The organism is Variovorax sp. P4_B11 (assembly GCF_056402355.1).
In genome coordinates, this window is sequence record NZ_JBFUHO010000024.1 from 14991 (window position 1) to 36448 (window position 21458).

General features: G+C 66.0%; 26 protein-coding genes, 1 tRNA gene and 1 pseudogene. 5 read left to right on the plus strand and 23 right to left on the minus strand.

Annotated elements, in window-relative coordinates; translation table 11 throughout:
* From AC1DYD_RS20975 to AC1DYD_RS21020, 10 genes are all read right to left on the minus strand, one after another.
* Positions 1-432, minus strand: a complete 432-nt coding sequence (locus AC1DYD_RS20975) for a TadE/TadG family type IV pilus assembly protein (protein WP_478174682.1) — start codon at positions 430-432, stop codon at positions 1-3.
* Positions 429-890 carry a TadE/TadG family type IV pilus assembly protein gene (locus AC1DYD_RS20980; RefSeq protein ID WP_478174683.1) on the minus strand — a complete coding sequence of 154 codons (462 nt, stop codon included), beginning with the start codon at positions 888-890 and terminating at the stop codon, positions 429-431. The genes AC1DYD_RS20975 and AC1DYD_RS20980 overlap by 4 nt, the downstream gene beginning before the upstream one ends.
* Before the next feature lie 23 nt (positions 891-913).
* Positions 914-2176, minus strand: a complete 1263-nt coding sequence (locus tag AC1DYD_RS20985) for a TadE/TadG family type IV pilus assembly protein (protein ID WP_478174684.1) — start codon at positions 2174-2176, stop codon at positions 914-916.
* A gap of 30 nt (positions 2177-2206) precedes the next feature.
* Positions 2207-2380 (minus strand): Flp family type IVb pilin, encoded by a 174-nt coding sequence (locus tag AC1DYD_RS20990; protein WP_478117747.1) that lies wholly within the window; start codon positions 2378-2380, stop codon positions 2207-2209.
* 101 nt (positions 2381-2481) lie between these two features.
* The gene (locus AC1DYD_RS20995; RefSeq protein ID WP_478174685.1) at positions 2482-2655 is read right to left on the minus strand and encodes a Flp family type IVb pilin; all 174 of its coding nucleotides are present in this window, start codon (positions 2653-2655) and stop codon (positions 2482-2484) included.
* A gap of 111 nt (positions 2656-2766) precedes the next feature.
* On the minus strand, positions 2767-2970 hold the full coding sequence (locus tag AC1DYD_RS21000) for a Flp family type IVb pilin (RefSeq protein WP_478174686.1): 204 nt from the start codon (positions 2968-2970) through the stop codon (positions 2767-2769).
* Between the two features lie 129 nt (positions 2971-3099).
* Complete coding sequence (locus tag AC1DYD_RS21005) at positions 3100-3372, minus strand: hypothetical protein (protein WP_478174687.1); 273 nt, start codon at positions 3370-3372, stop codon at positions 3100-3102.
* 12 nt (positions 3373-3384) lie between these two features.
* Positions 3385-4884, minus strand: a complete 1500-nt coding sequence (locus tag AC1DYD_RS21010) for a type II and III secretion system protein family protein (RefSeq protein ID WP_478174763.1) — start codon at positions 4882-4884, stop codon at positions 3385-3387.
* A 92-nt stretch (positions 4885-4976) separates the two neighbouring features.
* Entirely contained in the window at positions 4977-5825 is an 849-nt protein-coding gene (cpaB, locus tag AC1DYD_RS21015) for a Flp pilus assembly protein CpaB (protein WP_478174688.1), read from the minus strand.
* Positions 5826-5873: 48 nt separating this feature from the next.
* Positions 5874-6464, minus strand: a complete 591-nt coding sequence (locus AC1DYD_RS21020) for an A24 family peptidase (RefSeq protein WP_478174689.1) — start codon at positions 6462-6464, stop codon at positions 5874-5876.
* 448 nt (positions 6465-6912) lie between these two features.
* Here AC1DYD_RS21020 and AC1DYD_RS21025 point away from each other — a divergent pair, with 448 nt between their 5' ends.
* From AC1DYD_RS21025 to AC1DYD_RS21035, 3 genes and pseudogenes are all read left to right on the plus strand, one after another.
* On the plus strand, positions 6913-7134 hold the full coding sequence (locus tag AC1DYD_RS21025; RefSeq protein WP_478174690.1) for a helix-turn-helix domain-containing protein: 222 nt from the start codon (positions 6913-6915) through the stop codon (positions 7132-7134).
* Between the two features lie 268 nt (positions 7135-7402).
* Positions 7403-7549 (plus strand): annotated as a pseudogene (locus tag AC1DYD_RS21030) (DUF1254 domain-containing protein); the annotation flags it as partial.
* A 353-nt stretch (positions 7550-7902) separates the two neighbouring features.
* A complete protein-coding gene (locus AC1DYD_RS21035) occupies positions 7903-8193 on the plus strand; it encodes a DUF1330 domain-containing protein (protein ID WP_478174691.1) in 291 nt (96 codons plus the stop codon).
* A 44-nt stretch (positions 8194-8237) separates the two neighbouring features.
* Here the strand turns inward: AC1DYD_RS21035 and AC1DYD_RS21040 are convergent, their stop codons facing one another.
* The 8 genes from AC1DYD_RS21040 to AC1DYD_RS21075 all read right to left on the minus strand — a co-directional run bounded on the left by AC1DYD_RS21040 (position 8238) and on the right by AC1DYD_RS21075 (position 16413).
* On the minus strand, positions 8238-8471 hold the full coding sequence (locus AC1DYD_RS21040) for a hypothetical protein (protein ID WP_478174692.1): 234 nt from the start codon (positions 8469-8471) through the stop codon (positions 8238-8240).
* A gap of 134 nt (positions 8472-8605) precedes the next feature.
* Positions 8606-9667: an ABC transporter ATP-binding protein gene (locus AC1DYD_RS21045; RefSeq protein WP_478174693.1), complete on the minus strand. Its 1062-nt coding sequence runs from the start codon at positions 9665-9667 to the stop codon at positions 8606-8608.
* 24 nt (positions 9668-9691) lie between these two features.
* Positions 9692-10531 carry a carbohydrate ABC transporter permease gene (locus AC1DYD_RS21050; protein WP_478174694.1) on the minus strand — a complete coding sequence of 280 codons (840 nt, stop codon included), beginning with the start codon at positions 10529-10531 and terminating at the stop codon, positions 9692-9694.
* Positions 10521-11432 (minus strand): carbohydrate ABC transporter permease, encoded by a 912-nt coding sequence (locus tag AC1DYD_RS21055; protein ID WP_478174695.1) that lies wholly within the window; start codon positions 11430-11432, stop codon positions 10521-10523. Before AC1DYD_RS21055 ends, AC1DYD_RS21050 begins: the two co-directional genes overlap by 11 nt.
* 30 nt (positions 11433-11462) lie before the next feature.
* Positions 11463-12737, minus strand: a complete 1275-nt coding sequence (locus AC1DYD_RS21060) for an ABC transporter substrate-binding protein (protein WP_478174696.1) — start codon at positions 12735-12737, stop codon at positions 11463-11465.
* A gap of 42 nt (positions 12738-12779) precedes the next feature.
* Positions 12780-14390, minus strand: coding sequence for an FAD-dependent oxidoreductase (locus AC1DYD_RS21065; protein ID WP_478174697.1), 1611 nt, complete (start codon positions 14388-14390; stop codon positions 12780-12782).
* 32 nt (positions 14391-14422) lie between these two features.
* The gene (locus AC1DYD_RS21070) at positions 14423-15454 is read right to left on the minus strand and encodes a LacI family DNA-binding transcriptional regulator (RefSeq protein ID WP_478174698.1); all 1032 of its coding nucleotides are present in this window, start codon (positions 15452-15454) and stop codon (positions 14423-14425) included.
* 584 nt (positions 15455-16038) lie between these two features.
* Positions 16039-16413, minus strand: a complete 375-nt coding sequence (locus AC1DYD_RS21075) for a hypothetical protein (protein ID WP_478174699.1) — start codon at positions 16411-16413, stop codon at positions 16039-16041.
* 186 nt (positions 16414-16599) lie between these two features.
* On the opposite strand from AC1DYD_RS21075, the gene AC1DYD_RS21080 reads away from it, so the two are divergent.
* Entirely contained in the window at positions 16600-16752 is a 153-nt protein-coding gene (locus tag AC1DYD_RS21080; RefSeq protein WP_478174700.1) for a hypothetical protein, read from the plus strand.
* Positions 16753-17002: 250 nt separating this feature from the next.
* The gene (locus AC1DYD_RS21085; RefSeq protein ID WP_478174701.1) at positions 17003-17962 is read left to right on the plus strand and encodes a JmjC domain-containing protein; all 960 of its coding nucleotides are present in this window, start codon (positions 17003-17005) and stop codon (positions 17960-17962) included.
* A 37-nt stretch (positions 17963-17999) separates the two neighbouring features.
* On the opposite strand, the gene AC1DYD_RS21090 is transcribed toward AC1DYD_RS21085, so the two are convergent.
* From AC1DYD_RS21090 to rph, 5 genes are all read right to left on the minus strand, one after another.
* Positions 18000-18084 (minus strand) — tRNA-Ser (locus AC1DYD_RS21090).
* 39 nt (positions 18085-18123) lie between these two features.
* Positions 18124-18828 (minus strand): TetR/AcrR family transcriptional regulator, encoded by a 705-nt coding sequence (locus tag AC1DYD_RS21095; protein ID WP_478174702.1) that lies wholly within the window; start codon positions 18826-18828, stop codon positions 18124-18126.
* Positions 18829-18842: 14 nt separating this feature from the next.
* Complete coding sequence (gene hemW, locus AC1DYD_RS21100; protein WP_478174764.1) at positions 18843-20021, minus strand: radical SAM family heme chaperone HemW; 1179 nt, start codon at positions 20019-20021, stop codon at positions 18843-18845.
* 77 nt (positions 20022-20098) lie between these two features.
* Positions 20099-20704, minus strand: a complete 606-nt coding sequence (gene rdgB, locus AC1DYD_RS21105) for an RdgB/HAM1 family non-canonical purine NTP pyrophosphatase (RefSeq protein ID WP_478174703.1) — start codon at positions 20702-20704, stop codon at positions 20099-20101.
* 19 nt (positions 20705-20723) lie between these two features.
* Positions 20724-21452: a ribonuclease PH gene (gene rph, locus AC1DYD_RS21110; protein WP_478174704.1), complete on the minus strand. Its 729-nt coding sequence runs from the start codon at positions 21450-21452 to the stop codon at positions 20724-20726.
* Positions 21453-21458 lie beyond the last annotated feature (6 nt).

A 21458-nucleotide genomic window follows, 5' to 3' on the forward strand; every position in this document is an offset into this window, starting at 1 on the left:
TCAGGAGCAGATGGCGGCACTGTTCGGGTCCTGCCGCATGATTTCGCGCGGCAGGAAAGTGGGGAAGGTGGGCATCGGAATCGGGGCTCGCGCGGCCAGCCCCGCGATGGGTGAGATCCACTGGTAGTTGAGGCCGGTGATGGTCACCGTCACGCCTTCGCAGGTAGAAGCCGAGCAGCCGGCGGGGCTCCAGGCCACGCCGATGGTGCTGATCTGGGGCAGCATGGCCTGCATTCGGGACAGCACCTGCGCCTGCTGCGAGGTGTCGTCGCAGACCGCCGCGTATCGGGCGCCCGCGCGGGTGGCTTCCTGGGCCGCGCTCCAGGTGAACAGCATGCGGCTGAAATCCATGATGCCCAGCAGGAAGGTGAGGAAGAGGAGCAGCGCGAGCGCGAACTCGACCGTGGTGGCACCGATCTGGCGATGGATCATGTCTGGGCCCTCATGGTGGCGGTGATGTCGCTGAAGACGATGTTCCCGTTGGCGTCGCCGATGGTGACCATCCCGAAGATGCTGGAGACCATCGAATGGAAGCTGTAGCTGCTCACCCGCACGGTGACGGTGGTGACCACCGGATTGCTGCCGGTGGTCTGCCACGTGCAGCAGCTCCCCGCCGGGACATTGGCGAGGGTGAGGCCGCGCGCCAGCGGCGTTCCCGTGCCGGCGAGGTTGCCGTACACCATCAGGTTGCGCGCCTCCGTGATGTGGGTGCCGGGCGTCTGGAACGACAGGTAGCGCACCGCGTCGCGCGCCGACTTGGTGACGGCGTTGTACTCGTACATCGCCCGGCCGAATTCGGTCGTGATGAAGGTCAGGAGGAGCAGGAAGGGAATGATCAGCGCCAGCTCCACGAGGGCCACGCCGCCTTGCCGGGTTTTCATGGTTTTCATGGTTCTCATGGTTCTCATGGGCTTCACCGGACCAGTACCGGAACGAGCGGCCCCGCCGAGCCGCCGGGCAGCCCGCTGGTTGTGCAGGGACTCCCCGTCGCGCCGGCATTGCCCCTGAACTCCAGCTTGGCCTGGGACATCGGGATCGAGAGCGGCTGCAGCATCAGCATGCAGGCGTAGTCGATCACGCTGTTGGCTCCGTTGATCACGGGCACCGTGACGATGCGTCGGTTGGCCCCGTACTGCATGTGGCCGCCCGTCGTGTTGCCGGGCGCCGCCAGGTTCTGGAAGCTGTTGAGCGACAGCCCCGTGATCGACTCGCAGCTGTTCGAGCCATTGACCCTGGTGCCCGTATCGGCACAAGAGGCGTATGCCGCGCGCTTGGTCACGAAGTTCTGCGCTGCGCCGGCACCGGGCGTGCCGTCGTACGCGTTGAAGGCGGCCGGCCAGTTGGTCGTGGTGTAGGCATAGCCCGTGAAGTCGGGATGGTTGGCCGCCGGGCCGCTGCTGTTCTTGTAAATGCCGAAGCGGGCATTCCATGCATCGGCCACGGAAGTCTGCACCCCGGGCGTGCCCAGGTTGTCTCCCACGCGCGTTCCGCAATGGCCGTTCATCTCGGCTTCGGTTTCGGAGGCATTGTTGCTGCCGTCGAGGTTGGCCCAGCCGATCTCACCGCCCTGTGCCGCGTTCTGCGCATTGATCAGCACCACCCATTCGCCGACGGTGAATCCGTAGTTGGGTGCGGCGCCGCCGGCCTTCGGCTTCATCGCGATGGGAATGGGACAGGTCGTCTGCGCGCTGGCGCGTGTGGCCACGGCCGAGGCAAGCACCGAACGCGTGCCGGGATTGGCGGCCGTATCGCCGGTGAAGGCGCCCATGGCCTGCATCAGCCGCGTGACCACGTTCGACTGCGTGTGCTGGCACTGCGCATAGCGCGCGTCGGCGGGCACGGTGGTCGGGACGTAGGCCGAATCCTTGAAGGTGATGTTGGTCGCGACGATCTGGCCCTGCCCGCTCCAGTTGGTCGATTGCATGTTGACGCGGTTCAGATTGCCGGCGGTCATGCCGGCACTGGTGGCGCGGGTCAATGCGGTGCTCTGCCCGTCGAGTTCCTGCGCGGCCGACAGGGCGCAGCTGTCCATGGCCGTCTGCAGTTCGGTCTTGACGACGAACAGGTGTCCGAAGTCCAGAGCGATCCCCATGAAGCCGAGCAGGAGCAGCAGGACCAGCGCGGTCGTGACGATCACGGCGCCTTGCTGTCGACGAAGGCTGGAGAGCTTGCGCATGGTCGAATCTCTGATCGGGGTCGTGGGGGGTCAGACGCAGGTCGCTGTCAGGCAGGTTGCGAATCGCGCGATGAAGGTGGAGAAGCTAGATCCGATCAGCAGCGGCTGAAGCCCCAACACCAGCGCGATCGAAATGAGCGCGACGATCAGCGCGTATTCGATGACCAGTGCGCCTTCCTCATCGCGCAGCAAATTGGCGGGCATGGGGCTTCTCCTTTGACAGGTCCTGTGGTGTTCGGGCTCGATGAGCGAGGCGCCAGAAGGCGGGTCTGCGCTCTTCGGCGCGGTGTCGCCTCCGGGAGTCTTCAGACGCAGGCGTTCGTGGTCAGGCAGTTCGTGACGCGGCCGATGAACGTATTGAAGGACCCGCCACCAAGAGCCTGCAGGGCGATCACCAGGGCAATCGACACAACGGCGATGATGAGTGCGTACTCGACGACCTGGGCGCCGTCCTCGTCGCGCAATAAGTTCGTAAACATGATTTTCTCCTTCGACAGGTTGGGTATGGTTGAGCTCGATGAGCTCGATGAGCGAGCTAGCGAATGCGGGTCCGTGCTCTTCAGCACGGTGCCCGCCTCGTGATGCATCTTTCAGACGCAGGCGTTCGTGGTCAGACAGTTCGTGACGCGACCGATGAACGTATTGAAGGACCCGCCACCGAGAGCCTTCAGCGCGATCACCAGGGCAATCGACACGACGGCGATGATGAGCGCGTACTCGACGACCTGGGCGCCGTCCTCTTCCTTCGCAAGGGGACGCAGGAAGTTGTTGATCAAAAGAAGAAGGTAGTTCATGAATAAACCTCAAGAATGAGTAATAAGAAAGAAATGGGTTGGGGCGGAAGGTCCGCCAGGTGAACATGGGTCGTCGTTGGCTGAACTCCTTTCCGCCAGAGGCAATGAAGACGTGCACGGGCGGCGGACCTAGCGGCCCCCGATGTTGCCGCCGATGTTGATGACATTCACCACCGGCGGCGGCTCCTTGAAGCTGTCGTGGTAGTGATTGAGCCCGTCATGCGTCGCCCGCCCATCCAGGCCCATCGCCATGTCCGGGTTCTTCCCGGCATCCGGATTGATGGTCATCTTTCGCTTCGCATCGCGCACCGCATCGCCGAAGCGCGCGTCGTAGTTCGGCGTCGAGGTCTGGCAACCCGCGGCCAGCATGGCAAAGAGAATGGCAAGGGCCTGCGTCTTCATGGTCTGCACTCCTTATTGCTGCGATTGAGGCGGCGGCGCATCGGCCGGTGGCGTCGAGCTCTCCATCGCGCCGTTCAAATAGATCTCGGCCCGGGTCGGCACCACGTGGTTGTCGGTCGGCAGCCGCGGCGATTCCGCCAGCGGCTTGACCAGGCGCGGCGTGATCACGAACAGCAGCTCGGTCTGGTCGTTCTGGAATTCGACGCTGCGCGCCAGTGCGCCCACGACCGGGATTTCGCCGAGCCCTGGAAAGGCCTTCACGGCCGAGGCGATGTTGTTACTGATGAGACCGGCGATCACGAAGCTCTGGCCGTCGTTGAGCTGGACCGTGGTGTCTGCGCGGCGCACCCTCATCGAAGGCAGCACCGCCGTGACGCCGTTGACCGTGGTGAAGGGCGAGCCGGTCTGGGAGAGGTCCGACACTTCGGAGATCATCTTCAGATTGATCAGGCTGCCGTTCAGGACCGTGGGCATGAACTTCACGCCGATGCCGAATTCCTTCTCTTCCAGGGTGAGGACCGGCGTTCCGCCCGCATTCGATTGCGCGACGGGAATGAAGATCTTGCCGCCCGAGAGAAAGCTCGCCTGCTGCCCGCTGATCGCCATCACGTTCGGCTCGGCCAGCACGCGCAGAATGCCGTCGTCCTTCTCGCCGTCGATGGTCAACCTGGCACGCCCCACCCGCAACGCGTCGAGTAGCCCGGCGCCGCCGCTCAGGAAGTTCGACAGCAGCGTGTAGGTGTTCATGCCGTTGCTGTAGCTGTTCTGGTAGGCCAGTCTCGCGCCCAGCTTGTCGAGCAGCTTCTTGCTCACCTCGGCGATCTTGACTTCGAGCATCACCTGCTGCGCCGATGCCGTGCGCATCATGTTGATCACCTTCTTGCCCTCGCCGTACGAGTTCGCGAGGATCATGACCTCGTCGAGCTTGCCCGGGTCGCTGACTTCGCCGCTGAGCACCAGCGTGTTCTCGGCGCCGCGCACCTTGACGCGCGTCTCGCCTGGCAAGATCTCGGCGAGCTTGGCCTGCAGGGCGCCCGGATCGATGGTGACGACGATGTCCTTGATGAAGCACACGCCCTCGGCGTTCTGCATGATCACGTTCATCGAGCCCGCGCGCTTGCCGCGGAAGAACAGGTCGGTCGGGCTCAGCAGCATGACCTCCATGTCGGCAACGCCATCGCCCCCGTTGCCCCCCTGCACGGAGGCCGGCATGGCCTGCGGCGGCATCGGCGCGTAGGCGCCGGGCGGCATCGGCGCGTAGGCGCCGGGGGGCATCATCACGGGCCGCGGCGAGGGTGGCTGGCCACTCACGAGGATGCGGGTCACGCGCGACTTGAGCGGGATGACCGTCGACTTGCCGAGCGTGACCGTGGCCGGCGTGTCGACCTCCACGCGCGAGCAGCGCTTGTGGTCGGAGAACTGGGCCGAGGCCATCGCAGGCGCCGTGGCGGGCGCGGCCATCGCCGAGCCTGGTGCGGGCGGGGTCTGTGCCAGGACGCCGGGACCGGACATCAGCACCGCGCAGGCGGCAAGGGCGACGACCGTCTTGTGGGCACGAAGCAAGTAAGTCAAGAGCTGGACTCCTTCTGGTGATCGATCGGTGTTCAGAAGCAGCTCAGCGAGCGGCTGGCGTTCTGCACGACTTCGACGCAATTCGCCGGCGGCAACACCACCGGCCGGGGCCGGGGCGCGGCAGGCTTGGCCTCGGCCACGACCTTCGCCTCGACGGGAGCGGGCGCGACCACTTCCTTGATGCCGAACAGCTGGTTCTTGGTGATGCCGTTCGTGGCCACGGTCTCGCTGTCGCCTTGGTTGCGCAGCACCAGCGACAGGGTGCCGACGCTGCGCGCAAGGTCGAGCTTCTCGGAATCCTCCAGGCTCAGCTCCAGCGTGACGGCGCTCACCACCTTGGGCTTGGTGTCGTCACGCCCCGCCTCCTGCGCCACGGCCAGCACGAGCACGCGCTCGAGCACGGTCTTGCTGATCGGCTTGGCGTCCTCGCTCTTGCCCTTGTCCTGCTGGGCGTGCACGACCACGTCCACGTAGTTGCCCGGCAGGGCGAAGCCCGCGACGCCGACCACGTCGTTGACGCGCACTGTCATCGCGCGCTTGCCCGGTGCGATGACGGCCGAGAGCCCGCCCTGCGTGCCCTTGGGCGCGAGCTTGCCCTCGAGCACGGCCTCGCCCCGCAGCACGCCCACCTTGGCGACGCGGTCCTGCAGGTCCTTGATCTCCGCGAACGTGCCGGGCGGCAGGGATCCGCTCGGCCAATCCACGACCGAAAGCATCTGCGCATTGATGCGGCTGCCGAGTTCGATGTCGTTATTCGCGACCACCACCTTGTTGGACGCGATAGTCCCCTGGCGGGCCACCCACCCGGCCGCATAGACCGCGGCGGCCAGACCCGTCAGCAAAGCCAAAACCAGAAGACCCAGTGCCTTGATATTTCTCATTGCCTGCCCCAGTAAATAACGCCTGTAATTCCTGCGACCTGTCTCGGCTCATGCAAAGCCAAGTTGCCGGCCCAGCACATAGCCCATCGTTCCGATGCTGATGCAAATGCCGTAAGGGAGTTTTCCGACCGATTGGGTCGCAGCGATAGGAGCTTCCGGCCTGGCGCCTGCCATGCCAAAAGCCAACATTCCGTACACCGCGTCTTTGGTGTTGTTCAGCATGCGGCGCAGCTTTCCCTTGCAAAGCGCGAATCCAATGGCTGCTATTCCGCCGACGATGAATGCGAAAAGGACGGCCTGGAATGTTTCATGGACACCCAGAAATGCACCAACCATGGCCATGAGCTTCACGTCACCCGCGCCCATGACACGCAGCGCATACAGCGGAAGCATGGTGAAAAATCCGATGAGGAGGCCTCCAATCGCCGCCAGGAAGGCCGTCGACGGCGAGACGGCAATGGCCGTCTCGTAGACCAGCGCAAATGCAGCGCCGCCAACCGTCAGCCAGTTGGGAATCCTGTAGCTGCGGTAGTCGCTGACAGAGGCGAAGATGAGCAACGCGAACAGGACCACGGTGCGCGGATCGGTCGCCAGCATCCCGAGAAGCTCGAGCAGTGCGTGAAATTCTTGTGTATTCACAGTTTTCCGTTCGTTCAAAAAAGCTTATGAATTCCTTCGCCATGCGAGCAACAAAAGCATGCAGACGACCAGAATGAGAGAGCCAACGAGCGCGTATTCCATCAACGAGGCCCCGGCCTCGTCCCTCAATAAATCAGCGAGCGCGAATGACAGACGACCGGCAAATCGCATTCGGATCTCCCAATTGCTCTTTCATATTGAATCTGTTGCATTTGCCAGTCCGGCATCCGCTCTGGCTCCAATGTAGGAGCGAGAAGAAGCCGATGCATGAGCGCTGCGTCCTGAATTCAGCAGGACGGACCGCCTCTTTTGACCCGCGAGATTCAGGACAAAAAGCCTACAAAAGTACTCATTCTTGAAGGGGATGTAGACCGGCGCGACTCGCCAGACGCGGAGCCTGGGCTGTCGGCGGCTGTTGCCGCGGGTGGTCCGCAAGGCACAGGAATACATGGCGGCGCATGCCGATCAGCCGCTGTCACTGGCCGATGTTTGCCGCGAAGTCGGGTGTAGCGCGCGGGCCTTGCAACTGGCGTTTCGCCAGCACGCGGGGCAGGGGCCGATGGAGTTCTTGCGGGAACTCAGGCTCGACAAGGTGCGGGGCGAATTGCTGGCATCCGCTGGCGTGGCTGGGAGCGGTGTGCGCGAGGAGAGGAATGATCGGAATGAATGAAAAGACGACTCGACGCGAAGCAGTCTTGGCCATGACTCTGGGAGCGCTCGGCGCATGGGTGCCGAGCGCCCATGCGGCTGATGGCCTCTTGATCGACGCCAAGGACGCAGTCGAGGATGCGCTCACGGACGTTGAAACAGACGTCAAGGCACGGCAGGCGCGCGACCTCGCGATCGAGGCCTATGTCTATGCCTATCCACTGGTCACGATGGAGCTGACCCGGCGCACCTTCGTCAACGTCGTGGAACCCGATGCAAGCAAGGCGCCGATGGGCCAGTTCCTCAAGCTGCGCGGCTACCCGGCCGTCGACAACCATGCCGTGACGGCGCCGAATGCCGACACGCTCTACACCACCATCTGGCTCGATGTGACGAAGGAGCCCTGGATCATCAGCTCGCCTGACATGAAGGGTCGCTTCTGGCTTCATCCTCATGATGCGTTCTCTATTGGCCGAAGGAAACGCCGCCCTCGTTGCTGGACGGCAGTTGGACCATCCCGCGCGCCAAGGCGGTCTGATACGCCCCCCGAAGCGCCTTCGGCGCCTCCCCCTCAAGGGGGCGATACCGGCGGCCCGGCAAAGCCGGTTCCGCGGCATCCCTGGCATTTGGCTGCGCCGGCTTCATGCGCCGCGGGTCGCGCGATCGCGTGGTGGAAAACTGAGATGGACAGCATGGTCTCCGCCTTGGCTTCAGATCTCAAGGTGGGGCGGCTGGCCGCTTGCAGCGCAGGCTATATTTCTGACTCAGCAACAAGAGAACAGAAATCACCATGCCAAAAGCCTATTGGGTCTGCGCGTACCGTGCCGTCAAGGATGCCGACAAACTTGCGGCCTACGCGAAACTGGCCGGCCCGGCCATCACTGCCGGCGGTGGGCGCTTTCTGGCGCGCGGTCTGCCCGCCAAGGTCTACGAGCACGGCTTGACCCAACGCACCGTGTTGATCGAGTTCGACAGCGTCGAGCAGGCTACGGCCACGCATGACAGCCCTGAGTACCAGGCCGCGCTGGCCGCCCTGGGCGACGGTGCCGAACGGGATCTCCGGATTGTCGAGGGGCTCTGAGCCGCGCGTGAAGGCGGATTAGGGAAACACCGCCAGGCCAGACCTCAAGGCGCATCGCTTTCCCTCAGAAACGAAAGAAGGTGTCCTCGGATGTCCTGCAACTGCTGATCCGTCAGCCGGTGATGAATCAGCAAGTCGGGAAGCTTCGGCGCCAGGTTTCTCAGGTCCTGACGCACTGGCTCCGGAGAAACGTCCAGCAGGTGCGTCACGGCAAGACCCATCGCTATCTGCTGCGCCTCCAGTTTCTGGAGAGCAGCCTTGACATATTCCTCGTTCATGGGCGCCCCTTTCGAAAGACGTGGGTGGGTGGGAACTTTGCATTGTCGATGGGCCGTGGCGTTCAATCTCGCTCCCTGCAACCGTGAATACTTGCGGCAAGGGCTGGACGGTCATCCCAGGCGATGGGCAACGCTCATTCCAGGCGCGAGCCACTGCCTGCCGCATCGAACAGATGCATCGTCCCCGGCTTCGGCCGCAGGTGCAAGGTATCGCCCGGCACCACGGCCAGGCGCTCGCGAACCAGCACAATCACCGGCATTTCGCCCAGCCGCAGGCTGAGCTGGGTCTCGGAGCCCAACGGTTCCACCAGCAGCACCTGCGCCGGTACGCCCTCGCCAGCCGCGCAGGGCTCCAGGTGTTCCGGGCGCACGCCGCAGATGGACGCACGGCCGGCATGCGCGGCGGCGCCGGGCATGGGCAGCAAGAGGCCGCCAGCCGTGGCAAAGCCTTCGGACGTGCAGTGCCCGGGAATGAAGTTCATGGCCGGCGAGCCGATGAAGCCGGCCACGAACAGGTTGGCCGGCCGGTCGAACAGCTCCAGCGGCGCGCCCACCTGCTCGACGCGCCCGGCGTTGAGCACCACGATGCGGTCGGCCATGGTCATGGCCTCGACCTGGTCGTGCGTGACGTAGACGGTGGTGGTCTTGAGCTTCTGGTGCAAGGCCTTGATCTCCCCGCGCATCACGATGCGCAGCTTGGCGTCCAGGTTGGACAGCGGCTCGTCGAACAGGAAGACCTGCGGGTCGCGCACGATGGCGCGGCCCATGGCCACGCGCTGGCGCTGGCCGCCCGAGAGCTGGCGCGGATAGCGTTCGAGCAGCGGCGCCAGGCCCAGGATGCCGGCCGCCCAGCGCACCCGCTGCGCAATCTCGGCCTTGGGCCGGCCGCGGTGTTCCAGCGAGAAGCCCATGTTGGCCGCCACCGTCATGTGCGGATAGAGTGCGTAGTTCTGGAACACCATCGCGATGTCGCGGTCCTTCGGGTCCAGTTCGGTCACGTCGCGCGTGCCGATGCGGATGCGCCCCTGCGTGACCGACTCCAGGCCTGCGATCATGCGCAGCAGCGTGGACTTGCCGCAGCCCGAGGGGCCGACCAGCGCGACGAACTCGCCATCGCGGATCGACAGGTCGATGCCGTGGATGACCGCGGTGGTGCCGTAGTGCTTCTGGAGCTGGGCGAGCTGGACTTCTGCCATGAATGCGATTGGGGTTGAGAACGATCACTTGAGCCCGGTATGGGCCAGGCCTTCGACGAACTGCTTTTGCGCCAGCACGAACACGATGAGCACCGGCAGCGCGGTGAGCGTGGCCGCCGCCAGCTGGATGTTCCACATCGGTCCGCCGTAGGCGTCGGTGTACTGAGTCAGTGCCTGCGGCAGCGTGAACATGCTGGGCGTGGACAGGAACACGATCGGCTCCAGGTACAGGTTCCAGCTGTGCAGGAAGGTGAAGATGGCCACCGACGCCAGCGCAGGCCGAGCCAGCGGCAGCGCGATGGTGCGAAAGATCTTGAAGCGCCCGAGTCCATCCACCCGCGCCGCCTCTTCCAGCTCCAGCGGCAGCGTGATGAAGAACTGGCGCATCACGAAGGTGGCAAACACACTGGGCGCGCCGAACACCGGGACCAGCAGGAGCGGCCAGTGCGTGTTCACCAGCCCCAGCTTCAGGAACAGCTGGAACAGCGGCACGATGGTGACTTCCGAAGGAATCAACAGGCCGGTGAGCACCACGATGAAGAGCGCATTCGCACCTGGAAAGCGGATGCGCGCGAAGGCGTAGCCGGCCATCGACGAGACGACGAGCGTTCCGGCGGTGACCAGGGCGGCGATGTAGGCCGAGTTCCAGTACTGCTGCGCAAAGGGCTGGATGCTGAACACCTGGCGGTAGCTGCTCCAGTCCGGGTGGGCGGGAAAGAGCTGGGGCGGGAACACGAAGATCTCGCTGATCGGTTTGAGCGAGGAGGTCACCATCCACCACGTGGGAAACACGAAGGGGATGAGCAGCACGCACACCAGCCCGTAGAGCGCCACCTTCACGCGCGGCGAGAGTTCACTGTTCATGAAAGACGAACTTCCTGCGCAGCTGCCACTGCGCCAGGGTCAGCAGCGCCACGATGGCGAACAGCAGCACCGCCAGCGTCGAGCCGTAGCCGAAGCGGTGGAACTGGAAGGTCTGCTGGTACAGGTAGTACACCAGGACGGTGGTCGACACGCCCGGCCCGCCCTGCGTGAGCACCGCGATCTGCGCAAACACCTGCAGCGAGCCGACGATGGTGATGATGGAGGTGAGCAGCACGGTCGGGCTGATCAGTGGCAAGGTGATGCGCCGGAACTGCCGCCACGCCGGCGCACCGTCGATGCGCGCGGCCTCGTACAACTCGCGCGGCACGCCCTGCAGCGCGGCCAGGAACAGGACCATGTTCAGGCCCACGTTCTTGAACACCTGCACCACGATCACCGACACCATCGCAGTGCCGGGCGAGCGCAGCCAGTTGGGCCCCTCGATGCCCACCAGCGCCAGCATCCCGTTGATGCCGCCGTTGTGCTGCAGCAGGAAGCCCCAGACGATGGTCCAGGCTACCAGCGACACCACCACCGGCGAGAAGAACAGCGTACGCAGGAGCGTGATGCCGGCCAGCTTCTGGTTGAGCAGCACGGCCAGCAGCAGCGCCAGGCCGAGGTTGAACACCACCAGCCCGGCGCAGAACAGGACAGTCGCACCCAGCACGCTCGGCAGCGTCGGGTCCTGCAGCAGCTGCTGGTAGTTCTGCGCGCCGGTGTAGCTGAAGGTGTTGGCCAGCACGTTCCACTCGTGCAGCGAATACCAGAACACCAGCGCCAGCGGCAGCAACACGAAGAGCGCGATGCCGGCCAACTGCGGCGCGGCGAACAGGTAGCCGGCGGCGCGCTCGCGCCGAACCATCGTCCAGAACGAACGCGGCGCGTGCTGCGGCTCGGTCATCGCTCGATGCATCGCCGGCTGCGCTTTCGCCTATTGCGCCAGCAGCGGGCCGATCTGGCCGCACACCGACTGCATCGCCGCCTGGATGTTCGCATTCGGCTGCCAGACCGCGTCCATGCCCGAGCGCACCATCTGCTGCAGGCGCGCGAAGCCGGTGTGGCCCGGCATCAGCTTGCCGGTCGAGATGCCCGAGACCACCACCGCATCCAGCTGGGCCGGCGACAGCAGCGCATTGGTCTTGCCCAGCGTCTGCGCGTTGAGTTGCGACTTGCGCGCCGAGGGGAAGAACTGCGCGAGCTTGGCCGAGTTCTCCGGGTTTGTCATGTAGGCCACGAAGCGCGTGGCGGCGGGAGCGTTCTTGCTCGCCTTGAGCACGCCGACGCCGGCCTGCCCCACCAGCGCGTACTCGCCCACCGGTCCCTTGGGCAGGGGCACCAAGTCCCAGGCGAAGGGCTTGTCCTTGGGCAGCAGCGAGGCGCGGCTGATCTGCGTGATGGTCATGGCCGCATCGCCGGCGAAGAAGTCCACGTTCTGGCCCGGGCCGGGCATGGCCTTCTTGTTGAACACCGCGTCGTGCACGAAGGTCAAGGCATCCACCATCGGCTTGTCGGCCAGGGTGCAGCGCTTGCCGTCGGCGCTCCAGGGTGTGGCGCCCCAGCCGTAGGTGACCGACGACAGGAACTGCCAGGCCTGGTAGTTGAAGTCGCGCACCACCAACCCACCCTTGCCGGGCTGCGACTGCGCCACCGCCTGCGCGACAGCGATGGCACTGGGCCAGGTCCATTGGCCGGCGGCGATCAGCTCGGCCGGCGTCTTGGCGCCGGCCTTCTTGATCAAGTCGTTGTTGACGAACACGCCGAAGGGCGAAGTCGAGAAGGGATAGGCGTAGAGCTGGCCGTCCCGGCTCCAGCGCTCGGTGGCGCTGGCGGGCACCTCGCCCAGGTTGTAGCCGGCCGTGCCATCGAGCGCCGCCGTGAGCGGCACCAGCGCGCCCGAATTGACGAAGTCGGAGGCCGAGGTCTCGAAGATCCAGGCCATGTCCGGCGCATTGCCGCCGGCGATCTGCGTGGTCAGCGCGGTGGTGTAGTTCTCGAAGGGGAGCGGCTCGAAGCGCACATTGACGTTCGGGTTGTCCTTCTTGAAGCCCTCCGCGATGTCGTTGAAGAGCTTCAGGTGCGCCTCGTTGGCGCTCCAGATGGTCATGCGCAGGTTGACCTCCTGCGCCATCGCGGCGCCGGCCAGGGACAGCGCCAGCGCTCCGGCGAGGGCAGCCAGCAGCGAACGTTTGCGGATGGGATGGGCCATGTGTGTCTCCTCGGTTCTGGTGAATGTCGGGGTCGATGAAATTCAGTAGGCCCGCACGTCGGGCCAGTGCAGCTGCACGCCGGCCTGCTCGATCCGCGCCTGGAACGCGGTCAGTTGCGCGTCCGACGCCTGCACCTGGTGTGGCGTCGCGCCGGTGTTCAGGCAGTGCGCGGCCAGCATGCCGGCCACCTCGCCCACGTTCCATTCCACCGGATGCAGCCGGTAGCAGCCGTTGGTGATGTGGGTGGTGGCGATGTTCTTTCCACCGGCCAGCAGGTTCGTCATGCGCCGCGGCAGCAGCGCACCCAGCGGAATCTCGAAGGGGCAGGAGGGCACGTCGATGTAGTTGTCGCCGCCGGTGGACGGGTGCAGGTCGATGCGGTACATGCCCACGCCCACGCTGTCGCGGTACTTCACCGCGCCCTGCTCGCCGCGCACGGCATGCGACAGGTGCTGCTCGACGATGCGCGTGACGCCCAGGATGCGCCGGCTCTCGCGGATGTAGGGCGCCATCGCCAGGCCATGCTCGGTGCCGGTGATGTCGCCGCGCAGGCGCAGGCCGCGAAAGCCGGTGCCGCCGTCCGCGCGCGGCGCCTCGGTCTGCAGCCAGTAGAACATCGCGTACGACAGCTCGGCCGCGGCCTGCAGGTGGCGCTGCTTTTCGGCCTCGGGCAGGTCGATGATCGAGGCTTCCATGTAGTCGATCATCGGCCAGTTCACCAGGCAGATGTCCGAGGCGTAGGCGCCCGGCACGAAGTTGCGGCGCGCCGCGATGCGCCGGAAGGTCCACAGGTTGTGGTCGCCGCCGCCCTGGCGCTGGTCGGCGTCCACCCGCAGCGGGTCGTCGTCCGGGTTGGGCGTGAAAGTGCGCTCGACGATCTCCAGCGTGCGCGGATGCGGCGCCTTGAAACCCAGCAGCGGCCCGCCCCAGAAACCGGGCTGGACGGTGCGCCAGCGGTCGTAGTTCTTCGGCTTGTCGATGGTCTGGTCGCCTTTGACATGGTCGATGGCGAAGCAGATCGACACCGCCTGCACGTTGTCCGGCTGAGCCGTGGCCGGCGCGCTCGGCTCGCCCGTGTCGGCCTGGCTTTCGAAGCCCTTGGCGTACTCGGTCCCGGTGAGCGGAAGCAGGTCGCCCAGCTCGGTGGCGTCGATCACGTAGGCGGCCGCCACCGTCACCTCGCGCCCGCTGTCGCGGTGGCGCAGGGTGACGGCGCGCACCGTGTCGCCCTGGGTGTCCGCCGCCACCGGGCGGTACGGCTGCAGCACCGTCAGCAGGCCGGCGCCGCGGTAAGGCGCGAGCATGGCCTCGAGCACGGCCAGCCCCACGCGCGGCTCGGCGCAGACGCGGCTCACCCAGCCGGCACCGGGGTTCAGCTCCGGCCAGGCACGGCTGGCCGCGGTCAACGGATAGTGGTCGCGGTAGTACTGGCGGATGCCGTTGCGCAGTTGCCGGTAGCGCCGGGTGATGCCGAACTGCTCGACCCAGGTGTGCTCATCTGGCGGCACGGCCTGACTGGTGAGCTGGCCGCCGATCCAGTCGTACTCCTCGCTCATCACCACGTGGCGCCCCGCCTCCAGCGCGCCGAGCGCGGCGGCGACGCCGCCCAGGCCACCGCCCACGATGAGGATGTCGGTCTTCAGTTCTTGCATGCTGTGTCGGTCTTCCTGCTTGTTCGTTGGATTCAGCGCGGCGCCGGCCCCAGGGTGTCGCCGGCGATCGGCTCGCAGGGCAGCAGCACCTGCTGCACCGGCTCGCCCGCGCCGCCTTCGACGCGCCGCACCAGCATCGCGGTGGCCTGGCGGCCCATCTCCTCGCGCGGGATGCGAAAGGACGCGAAGCGGGTGCGGCTGCTCTCGGCGCGCATGTGCGAGCCCAGCGCCATCACTGACAGGTGCTGCGGCAGGCGCAAGTCGCGCGCGTGGGCCGCCGCCTCCAGCCGCATCGCATCGGCCAGCTCGACGCAGAACACGGCGGTAGCGCCGCTTTGCAGCACCGCGTCCACCAACGCGGCATCGGTGCCCGCGGTGTCGGTCATGTGCAAGGCGATACGCAGGTCGGTGCCGAGCGCGGCATGGAAGCCACGCCAGCGGTCGGCCGTGGATTCGGCGGTATCGGTGGGGCCGAGGTAGGCCAAGCGCGTGTGGCCGAGGGCGCGCGCCTGCTGCACCAGCTGCCCGGTGGCGGTGGCGTAGTCGGCGCCGACGAAGGGCACGCGCGCGCCCGCGTCCTCGCGCCGGCCGATGGCCACGAAGGGATAGTCGCCCGCCACCAGCCGCTGCAGTTCGTCGCGGTCGAAGGCGCGGCCCAGCACGATGCAGCCGTCGGCGATGCGCAGCCGGCTCTCCTCGGCAAAGATCTTTCGCTGCGCGCCCTGGCCGGCGCCGGTGAGCAGGAGCAGGTCGTAGCCGCGCGACTGCGCTTCTTCCTCGATGCCGAACAGGAAGGGCAGGAAGAAGTCGGCCTGCGCACTCGGGAAGGCCGGCTCGTAGGTGAACACGCCGAGGATCCGGTTCGCGCCCTTGGCCATGCGCCGGGCGATCGGGTCGGGCACGTAGCCGGTCTCGCGGATGATCTTTTGCACCCGCTCGCGGGTTTCCTGCGGAATGCGCGCCAGCGCGTTCGCGGCGCCGTTGAGCACCAGCGACACGGTCGCCTGGCTCACGCCGGCGAGCTTGGCGATGTCGATCTGGGTCACGCGACGGTGGGAGGCCATGGATGACGAATGGCGTTGATTATGCGTATTAGCTGATTGCTAATGCGCATTATCTTGAGATCGTTCGACAATTCAAGGGCCGAATGGGGAGGGATTTCCCGTGGCGCGGCCCCGCGGGCTCGTCGATGTCGTTCTCCGCCGCCGCTTGCACCGGCGCAACCCGCCGATTCTCTGGCGGACGGACAGCGCCTTCGATGGGCAAGTCAGGAGCAGGACAGGGCCGGCCGGTCATAGTGCGCAATCCGAAGAACGTGACCGGAGGGCGCATGGAAGAGACTTGTCAACGGTGCGAACGCATCGAGGCTCATCCGCGCCGGCCCTGGGAAGGCGCCATGATCGAGCGCTCCGTCAAACGGGATTTCCGCGGCGCAATCATCGCGAAGTGCGAGTGCCCCCATTGCGGTGCGCTTTGGACACGGGCGGAAGATCCCATCAAGGGGTCGTTGACCTGGGAAAGATCCGATTAGACGAAGGTGGATCTTGCGGGCCGGGCTGGACCATTGCCATGGTTCGGATGCGCTGCCGCGCACCCGAACTTCTGAAAGCCTGCAGGGGGCCCTGAACTGCCTGAGCGATTCGCGAGTTCAGTCCCGATCGCCTCGTTCATCCCAATCCCGACGATGGTGATGGCGATGGCGCCAGCGGTCGCCCGGCTCGTAATAGGCCTGCGCGGGCGGGCCGTAGTACACGGGTTCCGGACGGACATACACGGGCGCGGGTGGGCGGTAGTACACCGGGGGCGCTGGCTGATAGTAGACCGGCGGTGCAGGACGCGAGTAGACAGGCGCCGGCTCGTAGTACACGGGGCCAGGCTCGACCACGCCGACCGAAACACCAGGCACGTTGACGCCGACAGACCAGTTCACCTGGGCATTCGCTGACGCCGCGGCGAAAAGCGCGCCAGTTGCCAAGGTGCCGGCGGCTGCCCACTTGAAGAAGAAAGAACGAGTGAAGTTCACAGGGATCATCCTGAGAGGGCAGCGAAGACCGCCCCATGCAGCAAACAACGTGCGACCCGCGTACGACGTCGACGTCTGCGCCATGAAGAAGGTTGCCAAACGTCACGACGCCATCGTCCGCCATTGGCGCTGCTCCCCAAGCCCTCAGACCCCAAGCGAATCGCCCGCAGGAACCACGAGGTCCGCGTGGCCGAGGAATTCCCGCTGCCCAAAGTCGAGGGCTCGATCAAGGAGTTGGACGTGCTCAACACCGGGGCGGTGATCCTGAACGGCGTATTCGACCTCGCGCAACTCGAGGCGATCGTGGCGCACATGAAGGCACTTGGTGCACCGGAGTAAGGCGCATCAGAAGACCGGGCCATCGGTGACTTTCTTTTCCCGCTAGGCGGATCAAGCGAAGCGCCAGGCGCTTCGGTTGCAATTCCTGCAACGGCCGAGCGCCCAAGATGCGGATCGAGCTTTACAACGGTGAAAACCCGAATACAAAAGTATTCATTTACGCCCCCTAACGGGGCCGTGCTGCGTATCATTTTTGTAGCGGAAAGTATCCCGGTTTCGATGAATCGGACTGGAGGGGTCGATGTGCAATATGAGCAATGTTGCCGCACCACCATTGGCTGCGCATCGCGTGTGGGCGGATGATCCTGCCGCCTTTTCCACGCACAGAATCACCGCGCTGCATCACAATTTTCACGAGCACCCGCTCTTCCAAATTGCCGAACTCGTCAAGCTCGGCAAGGAGCTCGCGCGCTTTGATCAGTGCCGATTCATGAGGCCCGGCAACACGGTCGCCTCCGTCATCGCGCACGATAGCCGGCATCCTGATGGGCGCAGCATCGACGAATTCTTTCAACGTCTGGAGGAGCCGAGTTCGACGGTGGCCCTCTACAACATCGAAGTCATTCCGCGCTACCAGGCCTTGCTTTTCAACATTGTCGACACCATGCGAGGAAGCGTCGAGCCTGAACAGCCCGACATCTTCCGAGTGAATGGGTTCGTCTTCATGTCGGCGCCGCCCTCCGTGACGCCTTTTCATATCGATCGCGAGAACAACTTCTGGCTGCAGTTGCATGGGCGCAAGGTCATGAACGTCTGGGATCACCGGGACCGGACCATTGTCGCGGCCGACGCGGTGGAGGATTTCATCGTCACCCAATCGCTCAGGAAGGTGCGCTTCAAGGAAGAGTTCCTCGCTCGCAGCCAAGAGTTCCATGCGCGCCCGGGCGACGGCGTCTATTTCCCGAGCACCTCGCCGCACATGACGCGTTCCGAACCTGACTGGACCTCCCCCGGCGATCGCGTGTCGATCTCGATCGGCGTGACCTTCTACACATCGGTCACGCGAAAGGTCGCGCGTGTACACCAAGTGAACCGTGTCCTGCGCCGGTGCGGGTTGTCGCCCGCCTACCCGGGCGATTCACCCGCGATGGATGTACTCAAGGCGTCCGTGGGCGGGCTGGTCGGAGCCACGCGAGCCAGACTCGTCGGTATGACCGCCTCGGCGCGACGCTTCAAGATGGTGACGACACCGCCGCCGGGCTCCTACTAGGAAGAATGCATTGGAGTGCGGCCTGCGAGACCGCCGGCGGAGAGTGTGAGATTCGAACTCACGGACGGTTGCCCGTCGGCAGTTTTCAAGACTGCTGGTTTAAACCACTCACCCAACTCTCCTGGACTGCCTTCGTCGCGCGGGAAGGCAGGGTCGGGATTTTAGTCTGAGCCTTGGGCCGCTTCCGCAGCCGAATCCGGCGCCCACCCCCGCAGCACCAGGTCCACGATGCCTTGCGCCCACACCCGCCGCTCTTCCGGCCCCGCCAGGGGCTTCGAAATGAAGAAGCGCACCCCGCCGAAGGCCAGGGTCGACAGCTGCACCGCCCCCAACTCGGGCTGGGGCACGTGCAGCCGGCCCGTGCGGTGCGCCTCGGCCAGGTACTCGACGACCGGCGCCAACACGTAGCTGTTCTCGGCGTACAGCGACTTGGCCAGCTCGGGGAAACGCACCGCCTCGGCGATCACCAGGCGCATCAGCGCCAGGGTCTTGGGCTCGGTGGCGCTCAGGTACATGCGCTCGACCAGGTCGAGCAGCACCTGCCGCTCGTCGCTGACGCGGTGCACCAGCGTGTTCTGCATGGTCTCGCGGGCGTCGCTGACGGCGCGGTGCACCACCTCGCGGAACAAGGCTTCCTTGTTGTCGAACTGGCGGTAGATGGTGATCTTGGCCACGCCGGCCTCGCGGGCAATGGCCTCGATGCTGGTGGCCGAGTAGCCCTTGTCCAGGAAGGACTCCAGCGCCGCCGCCAGGAAGGCTTCGCGCAGCGCGGCCGCCTGCTCGGGGCTGGGCCGGCCGCGGGCGCGGCGCTTGATGCTGGCGTTGCTCGTTGTCTCTAGGGCTTCGATGTCGTTGTTCTGGTCCATGGCTTTGTCCCCGTTCAGTCCGGCAGGAAGATGGACTGCAGGTCGCTCAAAAAGTCGAATCCACGCGTCGTCGGCCAGACGCGTGCGAGGTCTCTTTCTATCAAACCCTTGCGCTCGGCCTCCTCGAGACCGCGCTGGATGGAGGTAATGGCCAGCCCGGTGCGCTCGCCGAATTCCGCCAGCGTAAACCCATCCTTCAGTCGCAGGGCATTGAGCATGTATTCGAAGGGCAAGGCCCCGATGCCGACCTCGTCGCTCTGGGCAACGGCACGGCCGGCGATCGCGTTGTCCATGTACAGCCGCGGCTCCCGGTACCGCACCTGCCGCACCACCCGGTGCGCAAACGTCAACTTGCTGTGGGCGCCGGCGCCGATCCCCAGGTAATCGCCGAACTGCCAGTAATTCAGATTGTGCGCACAGGTATGCCCCCTCTGGGCGTAGGCCGATATCTCGTATCGCTGGAGGCCGGCGGCGGCTGTGCGCTCGGTGATGCGGTCGAGCATGTCGTAGGCCAGGTCGTCCTCGGGGATCACGGGCGGAAACTTGGCGAAGTAGGTGTTGGGCTCGATGGTCAGGTGGTACACGGAGAGGTGCGGCGGCTGCAGCGCCAGCGCCTGGCCCAGGTCGGCGTCGAGCCCTTCCAGGGTCTGGCCCGGCAGCGCGTACATCAGGTCGAGGTTGAAGGTGTCGAAGGCGGCCGCGGCCTCTTCCACCGCGGCAATGGCCTGGGCGCGGTCGTGCACGCGGCCGAGCGCCTTCAAATGCGCGTCGTTGAAGCTCTGCACCCCCACCGACAGCCGCGTGACACCCGCCGCCCGGTAGGCGCGGAAGCGGTCGCGCTCGAAGGTGCCGGGGTTGGCCTCCAGGCTGATCTCGCAGTCGGGCGCGAGCTTGAGGCGGGCCCGCAGGTCACCGATCAGGCGGTCGATGGCGGCCGGCGAGAACAGGCTGGGCGTGCCGCCGCCGATGAAGATGGTGTGCACCGTGCGGCCCCACACCAGCGGCAGCGCGGCGTCGAGGTCGGCCACCAGGGCGTCGATGTAGCGCTGCTCGGGCAGGGCCTGGTCGGTGGCGTCGTCGCGCCATTCGTGCGAATTGAAGTCGCAGTAGGGGCACTTGCGCAGGCACCAGGGCAGGTGCACGTAGAGCGACAGCGGCGGCAGCGCCGCGAACTGCAGCGGCCCCGGGCGCATCAGGTGCAGCACGTCGTTGGCGCCGGCCGCGCCGTCGGCCGCCTCGTCGGCGCCGGTGGCGATCGGGATCACGATGCTCACGACATGGGCCAGCGGTCGCGCATCAGGGCCAGCATCGCGCGCGCGGCCTGACCGCGATGGCTGTTGGCGTTTTTGACGTCGGTGGGCAGCTGGGCAAAGGTCTTGCCGAACTGCGGCAGGAACATCACGGGGTCGAAGCCGAAGCCGTTGTCGCCGATCGGCTCGCGGGTGATCTCGCCCGGCGCGCGGCCGACCGCGATCAGCGGCTCGGGGTCGTCGGCGCTGCGCAGCGCGACCAGGGTGCTGACCAGCGCGGCGCGGCGGTTGTGCACGCCGGCCATCTGCTCGAGCAGCGCGCGCACGTTGTTGGCGTCGCCCTTGGCGTAGCCGAACCGGGTGGCATAGTAGGCGGTGTCGACGCCCGGCAGGCCGCCGAAGGCCTCGACGCACAGGCCGGCATCGTCGGCGATGGCCGGCAGGCCGGTGGCAGCCGCCGCGTGGCGGGCCTTGGCGAGCGCGTTCTCGACGAAGGTGCGGAAGGGCTCGTCGGCCTCGCCGACGCCGAGCTCGGACTGCCGCACCAGCTCGACGCCGAGCGGCGCGAACAGCGCCTGCAGCTCGGCCAGCTTGCCGGCGTTGTTGGATGCAAGAACCAGTTTCATCGCCAGGGGGCACAAGTCATCAGGCCGCCAGGGCCTGCGTCTGCAGCGCGGTCAGCTCGACGATGCCCTTCTCGGCCAGGGCCAGCAGCTGGTTCATCTCGTCGCGCGAGAAGGCGACGCCTTCGGCCGTGCCCTGCACCTCGACAAAGTGACCGGCGCCGGTCATGACGACATTCATGTCGGTGTCGCAGGCCGAGTCCTCGGTGTATTCGAGGTCGAGCAGCGGCGTGCCCTTGACGATGCCGACCGAGACCGCGGCCACGTGGCCGAGGATCGGCGTCGCCTCGATCTTGCCGTCGGCCAGCAGCTTGCTGACCGCGTCCTGCGCGGCCACGAAGGCGCCGGTGATGGCCGCGGTGCGGGTGCCGCCGTCGGCCTGCAGTACGTCGCAGTCGAGGTGGATGGTGCGCTCGCCCAGGGCCGACAGGTTGAACACGGCGCGCATCGAGCGGCCGATGAGGCGCTGGATTTCCTGCGTGCGGCCGCTCTGCTTGCCGCGGGCGGCTTCGCGGTCGCTGCGGGTGTGGGTGGCGCGCGGCAGCATGCCGTATTCGGCCGTGACCCAGCCCTCGCCGCTGCCGCGCTTGTGCGGCGGCACGCGCTCTTCGACCGAGGCGGTGCACAGCACGCGGGTCTGGCCGAACTCGATCAGCACCGAGCCCTCGGCGTGGATGGTGTAGCCGCGGGTGATGCGCACGGGACGCAGCTGGTCGGCCGCACGGCCGCCGCTTCGAACGAAAACTGTCATGGTGAT